This is a genomic window from Stutzerimonas chloritidismutans, assembly GCF_038562055.1.
GTDB lineage: Bacteria > Pseudomonadota > Gammaproteobacteria > Pseudomonadales > Pseudomonadaceae > Stutzerimonas > Stutzerimonas chloritidismutans_A.
The window spans coordinates 1-9,782 of record NZ_JBCFXD010000029.1 but is presented as its reverse complement, the minus strand read 5'-3'; the positions used below and the strand labels follow the sequence as shown (position 1 = coordinate 9,782).

The 9,782-nt window shown below is 58.6% G+C and carries 13 protein-coding genes; 5 read left to right on the top strand and 8 right to left on the bottom strand.

Going from position 1 to position 9,782, the window contains the following annotated elements; translation table 11 throughout:
* On the top strand, positions 1-1,143 hold a 1,143-nt coding region (locus AAGW23_RS21910), incomplete at its 5' end, for an IS1182 family transposase (protein WP_342408326.1).
* Between the two features lie 277 nt (positions 1,144-1,420).
* Here the strand turns inward: AAGW23_RS21910 and AAGW23_RS21905 are convergent.
* From AAGW23_RS21905 to AAGW23_RS21890, 4 genes are all read right to left on the bottom strand, one after another.
* On the bottom strand, positions 1,421-1,549 hold the full coding sequence (locus AAGW23_RS21905; protein ID WP_256044860.1) for a hypothetical protein: 129 nt from the start codon (positions 1,547-1,549) through the stop codon (positions 1,421-1,423).
* A 70-nt stretch (positions 1,550-1,619) separates the two neighbouring features.
* A complete protein-coding gene (locus AAGW23_RS21900; protein WP_042924902.1) occupies positions 1,620-2,282 on the bottom strand; it encodes a hypothetical protein in 663 nt (220 codons plus the stop codon).
* Positions 2,283-2,294: 12 nt separating this feature from the next.
* Positions 2,295-3,032, bottom strand: coding sequence for a HupE/UreJ family protein (locus AAGW23_RS21895; RefSeq protein WP_042924899.1), 738 nt, complete (start codon positions 3,030-3,032; stop codon positions 2,295-2,297).
* 47 nt (positions 3,033-3,079) lie between these two features.
* A complete protein-coding gene (locus AAGW23_RS21890) occupies positions 3,080-3,439 on the bottom strand; it encodes a hypothetical protein (RefSeq protein WP_042924896.1) in 360 nt (119 codons plus the stop codon).
* A 118-nt stretch (positions 3,440-3,557) separates the two neighbouring features.
* Between AAGW23_RS21890 and mreA the strand changes: the two genes are divergently transcribed.
* The 4 genes from mreA to AAGW23_RS21870 are packed head-to-tail and all read left to right on the top strand — an operon-like array spanning position 3,558 to position 6,145.
* Positions 3,558-3,845 (top strand): metal-sensing transcriptional repressor MreA, encoded by a 288-nt coding sequence (mreA, locus tag AAGW23_RS21885; RefSeq protein ID WP_042924893.1) that lies wholly within the window; start codon positions 3,558-3,560, stop codon positions 3,843-3,845.
* Between the two features lie 9 nt (positions 3,846-3,854).
* A complete protein-coding gene (locus tag AAGW23_RS21880) occupies positions 3,855-4,988 on the top strand; it encodes a nickel/cobalt efflux protein RcnA (protein ID WP_042924890.1) in 1,134 nt (377 codons plus the stop codon).
* A gap of 3 nt (positions 4,989-4,991) precedes the next feature.
* Positions 4,992-5,432, top strand: a complete 441-nt coding sequence (locus tag AAGW23_RS21875) for a YqaA family protein (RefSeq protein ID WP_042924888.1) — start codon at positions 4,992-4,994, stop codon at positions 5,430-5,432.
* A complete protein-coding gene (locus tag AAGW23_RS21870) occupies positions 5,420-6,145 on the top strand; it encodes a TraX family protein (RefSeq protein WP_081262884.1) in 726 nt (241 codons plus the stop codon). The genes AAGW23_RS21875 and AAGW23_RS21870 overlap by 13 nt, the downstream gene beginning before the upstream one ends.
* A gap of 36 nt (positions 6,146-6,181) precedes the next feature.
* Here the strand turns inward: AAGW23_RS21870 and AAGW23_RS21865 are convergent, their stop codons facing one another.
* The 4 genes from AAGW23_RS21865 to AAGW23_RS21850 form a co-directional block, all read right to left on the bottom strand.
* Positions 6,182-6,508 carry a rhodanese-like domain-containing protein gene (locus tag AAGW23_RS21865; RefSeq protein ID WP_042924886.1) on the bottom strand — a complete coding sequence of 109 codons (327 nt, stop codon included), beginning with the start codon at positions 6,506-6,508 and terminating at the stop codon, positions 6,182-6,184.
* Between the two features lie 10 nt (positions 6,509-6,518).
* A complete protein-coding gene (chrA, locus tag AAGW23_RS21860; protein ID WP_042924883.1) occupies positions 6,519-7,883 on the bottom strand; it encodes a chromate efflux transporter in 1,365 nt (454 codons plus the stop codon).
* A complete protein-coding gene (locus tag AAGW23_RS21855; RefSeq protein ID WP_042924881.1) occupies positions 7,876-8,820 on the bottom strand; it encodes a chromate resistance protein ChrB domain-containing protein in 945 nt (314 codons plus the stop codon). The genes chrA and AAGW23_RS21855 overlap by 8 nt, the downstream gene beginning before the upstream one ends.
* A 152-nt stretch (positions 8,821-8,972) precedes the next feature.
* The gene (locus AAGW23_RS21850) at positions 8,973-9,593 is read right to left on the bottom strand and encodes a tyrosine-type recombinase/integrase (protein WP_003152807.1); all 621 of its coding nucleotides are present in this window, start codon (positions 9,591-9,593) and stop codon (positions 8,973-8,975) included.
* Between the last annotated feature and the right edge of the window lie 189 nt (positions 9,594-9,782).

Genomic DNA, 9,782 nt, shown 5'->3' with positions numbered 1-9,782 from the left:
CGGCGATTGTGCGAAGAGGTGCACCTGAACCTGGCCTATCGCTGGTTCTGCCGGCTGGGTCTGGAAGACGAAGTACCTAATCACTCGACCTTCTCGAAGAATCGCCATGGCCGTTTCCGTGACAGCGATCTGTTCCGCTGGTTGTTCAATGAAGTGCTGCGGCGCTGCATGGCAGCCGGCCTAGTCAAGGGCGAAGGTTTCGCCGTCGACGCCAGCATCATCAAGGCGGATGCCAGCCGGCAACGTGGGGTGGTGGGAGATGAAGTCGATTGGAGCGATCCAAAGCTCAGCAGCCGCGCCGTGCGCGAGTACCTCGAAGCACTTGATGAAGATGCGTTGGCTGAGGCTCTTCCCAAGAAGATTTCGCTCACCGATCCTCAGTCCCGTTGGACAGCAGCACCAGGCGGCCCGGCCTTCTTTGCCTACTCCACAAATTACCTGATCGACACTGAGCACGGTGTGATCATGGATGTGGAAGCGACCCCGGCGCACCGTACCACCGAAGTCGACTCGACCAGGACGATGGTCGAGCGTGTCGAAGCGCAGTTCGACCTCACACCGGAACGCCTCATCGGCGACACCGCCTATGGCACTGCCCCGATGCTGGCCTGGATGGTCGAAGAGAAGGACATCGAGCCGCATGTGCCGGTGTGGGACAAGACTGAGCGCAAGGACGACAGTCTCTCCAGTAACGACTTCCACTGGAATCAGGAAGCCAATGAATATCGCTGCCCAACCGGCAAACCGCTACGCAGTGAATGGCGCGCCTTCACCCAGAAAAGATCGCGGGTAACCAAGGCCAACACCATCATCTACCGCTCCAGCCAAACCGACTGCGTCACCTGTCCGTTGAAAGCGAAATGCTGCCCCAACACACCGAATCGGAAGATCGTTCGCAGCATCCATGAGGCTGCCCGCGATGTGGCTCGACGCATCGCCAAGACACCGGAATACCTCGTCTCACGTTGCGAACGGAAGAAGGTGGAGATGCTTTTCGCCCATCTTAAACGGATCATGAAACTCGACCGTTTACGACTGCGTGGCCTGACAGGCGCCACTGACGAATTCACCATGGCTGCGATGGTGCAGAACCTGCGCCGCATGGCCAAGCTTTTGCCTCAAGGGCCACCGCTCACGGGATAGGTACGCCTGTGGCGAGCAGAAACCCTCGAATTAACCCTCAAACCTGAGCAAGGACGCTCAGTGAAACGCCGAAAGGTAACTTGAAGTGGCTTGCAGCCACTTCGACAGCAGGTACATCCGACCGCCTTGCTGCCGCTAAACCTACTTTTTCAACAGAATCGGCCAAAAGCAGTCACACCTAAAGTGCATGATGTAGCGGTAGCCGAGAAGAAGAGGCATTTGCTGATTGTCACGAACAAGTAGGCTCCTCGCTCGTGACAACACAGCGTTTCAGATCTTAGTCGTGAGCGTGACCGTGGCTTTCGACTTCGGACTGGGTTTCCGGCTCGCCGCCGCCACAGGCCGACAGCAGACCAAGCAGACAAACCAACAGCAGGGAGCGACTCAGGGTAGTTGTGCTTTTCATCATGTAATCCTTTCTGTTTCGATCATGAAAGTAGAAGCCCCTGTGCCGGCTGACGCAGGGGCTATGTGCCTCAGATAACGCGTTTGACGCTCAGGTACTCGCCCTTGGTCTTCAGCGTGATGGTCACGTCCTGGTTGCTGCGGTTGCGCCAGAACCAACCGTGTGTGCCGTCGAAAATGGCGGTGAACTCGCCTTTGTCACCCTTGATCTGCTTGGCTTTGCTGTAGCTGTGGTAGTAGCCCTTGGGGCCGTTGTAAGGCTCGCCATGAGTGTCGTGGTTGACCGGTACGCCATTGGTTGCCCACTCGTAGCTGACCGTGGCCTTGTTCAGCATCTCCAGCTTGATTTCACTGGCCTCACCTGGCTTCAGGGTGACGGTTATCTCGTCAGACTTCAGGGCTGGCTGTGGCTCTGCGGCTGGTTCAGCCACAGGCACTGCCGCGACTTGCTCTTGAACTACCGGCCGAACAGGCACGGGGGCTTGCACAACGGGGGCCGCAGCGGGTTGAACCGCTGCATCCGCAGCCGCTTCTTCGGCCAGGGTTTTCTTCATTTCGCCCATCTGGGTCAGGCCGAGTAAGCGGCCAACGCCCGTTGGGTCGATGGCGTACTCCGAAGGCATCACTACAGTGACCAGTAAGGCTGCGGCAACGCCCACGGCGATCACAGTGGAGCGCAACAGTTGGCGGCTGGTAGGCAATTCGCTTTGGGTCGGAAGCTTGGTATTGAACATGCTGAGAATTCCTTACTGAGAGACGATCAGGCCGGTGAGCTGGTAACCCATCAAGAGGAAACCGGCGCTCATCATGGCGACGTTTGCGGTATATGCATGGCGCCAGAAGCTGGCGGTGCGTCGCCAGTAGCCCATGACAATCAGGATGGCGCTCAGGGCCAGGAGCTGGCCGATTTCGACGCCGACGTTGAAGGCGATCAGGTTGGTGATCAGGCCATCTGCCGAGATCTCGTATTCCTGAATCTTGGTCGCCAGACCAAAGCCATGCAGCAGGCCGAAAATCAGCGTGGCCGCTTTGGTGTTCGGCTGATGGCCGAACCAGCGCTGGAATGCGCCCAGGTTATCCAGCGCCTTGTACACCACCGAGAAACCGATGATGGCGTCGATCACATAGGAGCTGATGCTGATTTCTGCCAGCACACCGAACAACAGCGTAACTGTGTGGCCCACGGCGAACAGGGTGACGTAGAGCCCAACATCCTTCAGGCGGTAGAGGAAGAAGATCACTCCGAAGAGGAACAGCAGGTGGTCGTAGCCGGTGATCATGTGCTTAGCGCCCATGTAGATAAACGGCAGCACCATCACCCCGGAGCTTTCCTGAATAAAGCCCTTGTCGCCCTCGGCAACGGCGTGGGCCAGCGCCTCAGGCATGCCTAGAAACAGCAATGCCGTGAAAAGCAGCAACAGTAGTAACGAGCGATTCGGACGCACGACAGATGAGTCCATTGCGCCCATAGATAGCGAATGCATGGTTGAGTCCTAAATTAAAGGGGGCTTGGGCCGCACAGCGGCCTGTGTCAGAGCACGAATGTGGCGCGCGGTGGCCGCTCGATCAGGAAGATCGGGCTTGGAGGAATGGAGTAGCGAGGGGCGAGTATCGGCTGCGCACGTTCTGGCAGCGTGCTTATTCTCAGCAGCGCGGTCAGATGCGGTGTTTCATGCAAGTGGTCGGCTGTCAGCGGCGAGTGGCAGTGATCCCCGTACGCAGCACAGGCCTGCGTCTCATCACCATGCGCATGCGAATGAGCACTGTCATTTCCACTCAAGGAAGGCTGGCTCGATCCCATAAACAGCGCAGAGGTATGCCCGGCCCAAGCCAGCAATATGGCGAGAGCAAGGGCAAAAATCACCTTGGTGCTAATGGGATTGCTGAGCATGTTGTGGTTCTTTCGATGCCTAAGCGAGTGGCTTTTATGGAGAGGTAGCCGGTTTGACCATATCCCCCCCAGGGGGATAGCATGGGAGCGTAATTCATCGACGCACGAGACTCAAGGCATGAGCGATCACGAACACGGCCACCAGCACCAAAGTCATGGCGACATCATCAAAAGGTTGAAGCGTGCGGAGGGCCACCTGCGCAGCATCGTCACCATGATTGAAGACAGCCGGGCCTGCGTCGACATTGCTCAGCAGCTACATGCCGTGGAAAAAGCCGTCTGCCAGGCCAAGCGTGTGCTTATCCAAGACCATATCGACCACTGTCTGGAACATACAGTCGAAGCACTTGCGGTAGGCGAGCGCGCTTCACTCGAAGACTTCAAGCAAATCACCAAGTACCTCTAGGCCCCTCCCATGTCGAGTTTCGCCGAATTGCTGCAACAGGGGGGCTCGCAGGCCTGGCTGTACTTCCCCAGCGCCATTCTGCTGGGTGCTTTGCACGGCTTGGAGCCTGGGCACTCGAAGACCATGATGGCGGCGTTTATCGTGGCCATTCGTGGCACGGTGAAGCAGGCCATTCTGCTAGGCCTTGCCGCAACGCTTTCGCACACCGCCGTAGTCTGGCTGGTGGCCATGGGCGGCATGTACCTGGGGCAGAATTTGGATGCCGAAACTACCGAGCCTTATTTCCAGCTAGCGTCCGCCGTAATCATTATCACCATCGCCCTGTGGATGCTCTGGCGCACCTGGCGTGGCGAGCAGATGTGGCGCTTCGAGGAAGGTGATGAGCATCAACACGACCATCACCACCACGATGAAACGCAGCGTATCGACACAGGGCACGGGCGTATCGAGCTGTCGATCTTCGAAGAAGGCGCCCCTCCGCGCTGGCGGCTGAAGACCTTGAGTGGTCATGCCTGGCCGGCTGCTGAAGTAAGCTTGCTGACGACTCGCCCCGATGGCCTGGCCCAGCAGTTTCGCTTCGTCGACCGGTGTGACTACCTAGAGTCACTGGACGATATTCCCGAGCCCCATGAGTTCACTGCGCGCCTGAGCCTCGGCCATGCTGATCACTCCCACGACTATGACCTGGAGTTCCGCGAGCAAAGCCACCGTCATGAGCATGATCATTCCGAGCTGGAGGGGCTAGAGCTGTCGCTGGAGGGCTACCAGGATGCCCATGAGCGAGCGCATGCCAACGACATCCGTAAACGCTTCAGCAATCGCAATGTCACCACCGGCCAGATCATCCTGTTCGGTCTGACTGGCGGACTGATTCCCTGCCCGGCAGCGATCACCGTGCTGCTGCTCTGCCTGCAAGTGAAAGAAGTCACCCTGGGTGCCGTCCTGGTGCTGTGTTTCAGCATCGGTCTGGCTATAACTCTGGTTACCGTTGGTGCAGCCGCTGCTATCGGCGCACGCCAGGCATCCAATCGTTGGCCCTGGCTGGGTGCTGTGGCCCGTCGCGCTCCTTACCTGTCCAGCCTACTGATCATTGGTGTGGGGGTTTACGTCGGCTTCCACGGCTGGATCGGCCTGAACGCCTAGCCGATGTGGGAGTTATCCGGTTATTTCGGCCTGTTCCTCGCTGCCTTCGGTGCTGCCACGTTGCTACCCATGCAGTCGGAGGCGGTGCTGGTCGGGTTGCTGCTGACTGACCGCTATGCGGTCTGGGCGCTGCTGGCGGTCGCCACCACGGGTAATGTACTGGGCTCGGTACTGAACTGGCTGCTGGGTCGCTCTATCGAGCGCTACAGACACAAGCGCTGGTTTCCCGTCAGCGAGGGCAAACTGGAAAAGGCTCAGCAGGCTTATCACCGCTTCGGTCGCTGGTCACTGCTGCTCAGTTGGGTGCCGATCATTGGTGATCCACTCACAGTCGTCGCGGGTGTCATGCGAGAACCCTTCTGGAGCTTTCTGTTGATCGTGATGCTGGCTAAGACCACTCGCTATCTGGCACTAGCTGCCATGACGCTTGGGTGGTTTGGGTGAGCCTGCAGAAGCGCGACACCAACCTGGATCTGATCAAGTGGCTGGCGATGCTGACCATGCTGCTGGATCACCTGCGCTACATCTGGCCTGACAACGGATGGTTGTTCATCGTTGGGCGCTTAGCCTTTCCAATGTTCTGCCTGGGGATCGCCGCCAATGTCGCGCGCTCGCAAACAGGTGAGCTGTATTCCGATAACAACGTTCGCTACATGTGCTGGATGACTGCGTTTGCAGTGATCTCGGAGTTGCCCTATCGCCTGCTTTCTAACGACAGCAGCACGCTCAACGTTATGCCTTCGCTGCTGTTGGGCCTGCTTATCACCTGGGGAGCACATCACCGTGGTCGCGACGGTTTGATCCTGGCTCTGGCCGGCGTGACTGTCGCGGTGCTGATGCAAGAGCGCCTGATGTACGGCGTTTTCGGCGCACTGCTGCCGGCAGCGTTGCTGCTGGCCATTCAGCGCCCAGGGCTTGTGTGGCTATTGCCTGCCGCACTGTGCGTACTGGCCAATAGTCGCAACCGCTGGCTCGCCGAGTGGGAATTGCAGCCCTATACCTTGCTGATCGTGATCACTGCGTTTGTCGCACCCTTGCTTGGGTTGTGGCTGCTGCGCCGACTGCGCCAGTTCAGGGTCTGGCCGGTCAAGCGCTGGGGTTATTGGTTCTACCCCGGGCATCTGGCCGTACTACACATGATCCGCTCGCTCGGCTAGTGCCAGCGACTATCGCGTCATATCGGCGGAGATCCACTACCTCGATATGCTACGGGTGGGCCGGCCAGCGCCGTACCAGCCAGCAAAGCCATCGATCAAGAAGCGAGCATCCAGGCCCATGGCCTCCAATGTGGCGGCGATGCCCTGGCTGATTTCACGCCCCTTGGCGCAATAGACAATCACTGGCCTGTCCCGTGAAACCTGATCTTTCCAGGTGAAGACAGCCTCGGGATCACGCCAGTGTGCGTCGGGAATTTCTTCGGCATCGGCAAGCCGCACGCTCGTACGGCGCACATCCAGCAAAGTGAACGCCCGATCTGCTGCCTGCCATTCCGCCAGTTCGCATATCGAGATTCTGCTCATCTTCTACCTCTCAGTTTTGCAGCAGGTGTACCACCAGTCCGGCCAAAGCACAGGCCATCAGCACTTGGATGACACCGCGTTTAAAGTGAAACAAGGCTACCGCTGCCGCCAGGGCAATTAGCGCCGAAGGCCAGTCGAAAGCCCCCTCGAAGCCTTGCGGCCAGAGCACGTGATAACCAAAGAACAGCGCCAGATTGAGGATTACCCCGACCACGGCGGCGGTGATGGCCGTCAGCGGCGCGGTGAACTTCAGTTCGTTGTGGGTCGATTCCACCAGCGGGCCGCCCGCAAGAATGAACAGGAAGGACGGCAGGAAGGTGAACCAGGTGACCAGGCTGGCGGCCACGACACCGGCCAAGAAGGCCTGATCGACACCGAATACCTGCTGCACGTAGCCACCGACAAAACCGACGAAGGCCACCACCATGATCAGTGGCCCTGGCGTAGTTTCACCCAGAGCCAGACCGTCGATCATCTGTGTCGGGGTCAGCCAGCCGTAGTGGCCGACTGCACCCTGGTAGACATAGGGTAGTACCGCATAGGCACCGCCGAAGGTCAGCAGTGCGGCCTTGGTGAAGAACCAGCCCATCTGCGTCAGCGTGCCTTCCCAGCCGAATAGAGCGGTCAACAGCCCCATGGGCAACGCCCACAGCGTTGCACCTATCGCTGCCAGCAAGAGCAGTCGTGGCCAGCGGAAGCGCGCATGTTCCGGTGTCGGGGTTTCATCATCAATCAGCGCTGGGCCGTAAGACTGCTTGGCCGCGCCATGACCACCGCCGATGCTGAACTTCTCTGGGACGAAACGCCCACCGAAATAACCGATCACTGCGGCCACCAGCACGATCAGCGGGAACGGCAGGTTGAGGGCGAATATCGCCACAAACGAGGCGGCAGCTATCGCCCACAGCCAGTTGTTCTTCAGGGCACGGGAGCCGATGCGATGAGCGGCCTGCACCACGATGGCGGTCACGGCGGGCTTGATCCCATAGAACAGTCCGGCCACCACCGGCACATCACCGAAAGCGATATAGACCCACGACAGCGCGATCAGGATAAACAGCGAGGGCAGCACAAACAGCACCCCGGCAATCACACCACCCCAGGTGCGGTGCATCAGCCAGCCGATATAGGTGGCCAGTTGCTGGGCCTCCGGGCCGGGCAGCAGCATGCAGTAGTTCAGCGCATGCAGAAAACGCCGCTCAGAGATCCAGCGCCGACGCTCCACCAGCTCCTGGTGCATGATCGAGATCTGTCCGGCTGGGCCGCCGAAACTGATGAAACCGAGCTTGAGCCAGAACAGAAAAGCCTGGAACAAACTGACAGGCTCGGCACGTGGCAGATCCTGCTCTACAGGCGGCAGTGTGGTTTCATTCATCAGGGGTCTCTTCTTTCACAAATGCCGCCAGCAACCCATCGAAGATGGCGCAAGCAGCCGTTAGCAACTGGTCGTCATTGAGGATGGTTTCGCGCAGCCCGGCCAATACACGCTCGATGCCAACAGCCTCAGCGGGTTGAACGCCACCGACATCCAGGTAATGCACCAGAGCCGCGATGCGGCTTAGGCCTGGCTCGACCAGTGCAAAGCTGGCTTGCAGGGTTTCGAAGGTGACGCGACTGCCGACATGGCTAAAGGTCGCACCGTCGAAATCGAAGCCCAGCGCGTCAGCAGGGCAATCATTCGGTGTGTCCAACCAGAGAATGCGGGCTCTCGGATCGATGCAGCGCCGAATCAGCCAGGCACTGGCCAGGCGGTCGACCCAGGGCCGCTTGCGCGTAGCCCAGAGGCGGCCCTGGTAGTCGCGGCGATCCAGCTGTTCGATAGGCTGATCCTGACTGCTCGGCTCATCCCGCGAAAGTGCCCGACTGATGGCCGTTTCAAGTGTTTTGAGGGCCGTGTCGGTCTGTTTCCGCGCTGCCGCAGGGAAGAAGTCGATGGCCGCAAGCTGCGCAAATGCCTTGCGCAGCTTGCGTACCTGCTTGGTGCTAGTGAGGGCGTTATCCGAAGTCAGTTGAGCCTGGCACGCCTCGATCTCGACGCGCAGCTTGGCGTAGTCCTCGCTACGGTCGAACAACTCGATAAAGCGCTCGCCTTGCGGATCATTGATGGGCAACAGAAAGGCCGTGCCATTGCTACCCAGCACGTCGCGCTCAACAGCTTCCAACGCTTCCCGGCAGGCGGGAGTATCAGGCAGCAAATAGACACCATCGCGCAGTACCGCTGCGCCACTGCTCTTGAGGGCACGCCAGGCACGCATCCGCTCTGTGGCGTTAGCGGTCGGCAAGGCGATGATCAGAGATAGCCAACTATTCATGTAGAGTAGAATACCTATTAGGTAGTAATCTTTACTCTATTCTTGCTCTGGGTGATTGTGAAGCACTAAATAGTTGGCCGATGATTGCCCGTTACGACTGGTCGCTTTTGGCCGGTTAGCGACGGCCTGACTTCGACCGTCGCTATACATGGTCAAACCTCGGTCTGCTCTGCCATTTCCAAGGCGTCGTCGACCTCAATCCCAAGATATCGAACGGTGCTCTCCAGCTTCGTATGGCCAAGCAGAAGTTGAACGGCCCGCAAGTTCTTTGTCCTGCGATAGATCAGTGATGCCTTTGTACGTCTCATTGTGTGAGTGCCATACATGGCCGGATCAAGGCCAATGGCTTGCACCCAGCCTTTGACGATACGAGCGTATTGACGAGTGGATAGATGGTCTGAGGTGTGCAGCCTGCTCGGGAAAAGGCAGTCCTGGCTACGGAGCTGGGCTTGGTGTATCCAGGCCGCGAGAGCAGACCGTGTTTGCTCAGTAATTTCGAACTGCACTGGTCGCTTCGTTTTCTGCTGCATAACCATTGCTCGTGATGACACATGCTCGCCATGAGCAACGTCGCATACACGGAGCTTAGTTAAGTCGCAGGCTCGAAGCTTGCTGTCGATGGCCAGATCGAACAGAGCCAGATCCCGGGTTCGTTCTGCAAGCTGAAGCCTTACTCGGATGGCCCAGATATCTCTCAGCCGGAGCGGGGTTTTCTGTCCGACCAACTTTCCTTTGTTCCAGGGCCGGCGGGTGCAGGTAGCAGTGATGTTCATGGCAAGTCCTCCACATGTGGGAGGCCAAGCATGGCTAGCCAGAAAAATGGTCGCTAACCGGCCAATAGCGGACGATTGGCTGGCAGGTATGCATCGCTATGTCCCCAGGCCTTGGGGAAATAGCTTGGGGTTTGAGAAAGCCTGCTTAAGGTGGTCGTACACCAATCGCACCCGCTTCGATACAGGACC

Bases quoted from the DNA above. Each gene is read 5' to 3' on its own strand.
- AAGW23_RS21890 (WP_042924896.1), bottom strand. From the start codon at position 3,439: ATGCTCAGCAATCCCATTAGCACCAAGGTGATTTTTGCCCTTGCTCTC.
- AAGW23_RS21875 (WP_042924888.1), top strand. From the start codon at position 4,992: ATGTGGGAGTTATCCGGTTATTTCGGCCTGTTCCTCGCTGCCTTCGGT.
- AAGW23_RS21880 (WP_042924890.1), top strand. From the start codon at position 3,855: ATGTCGAGTTTCGCCGAATTGCTGCAACAGGGGGGCTCGCAGGCCTGG.
- AAGW23_RS21895 (WP_042924899.1), bottom strand. From the start codon at position 3,032: ATGCATTCGCTATCTATGGGCGCAATGGACTCATCTGTCGTGCGTCCG.
- AAGW23_RS21905 (WP_256044860.1), bottom strand. From the start codon at position 1,549: ATGAAAAGCACAACTACCCTGAGTCGCTCCCTGCTGTTGGTTTGTCTG.
- AAGW23_RS21855 (WP_042924881.1), bottom strand. From the start codon at position 8,820: ATGAATAGTTGGCTATCTCTGATCATCGCCTTGCCGACCGCTAACGCC.
- AAGW23_RS21900 (WP_042924902.1), bottom strand. From the start codon at position 2,282: ATGTTCAATACCAAGCTTCCGACCCAAAGCGAATTGCCTACCAGCCGC.
- chrA (WP_042924883.1), bottom strand. From the start codon at position 7,883: ATGAATGAAACCACACTGCCGCCTGTAGAGCAGGATCTGCCACGTGCC.
- AAGW23_RS21865 (WP_042924886.1), bottom strand. From the start codon at position 6,508: ATGAGCAGAATCTCGATATGCGAACTGGCGGAATGGCAGGCAGCAGAT.
- mreA (WP_042924893.1), top strand. From the start codon at position 3,558: ATGAGCGATCACGAACACGGCCACCAGCACCAAAGTCATGGCGACATC.
- AAGW23_RS21850 (WP_003152807.1), bottom strand. From the start codon at position 9,593: ATGAACATCACTGCTACCTGCACCCGCCGGCCCTGGAACAAAGGAAAG.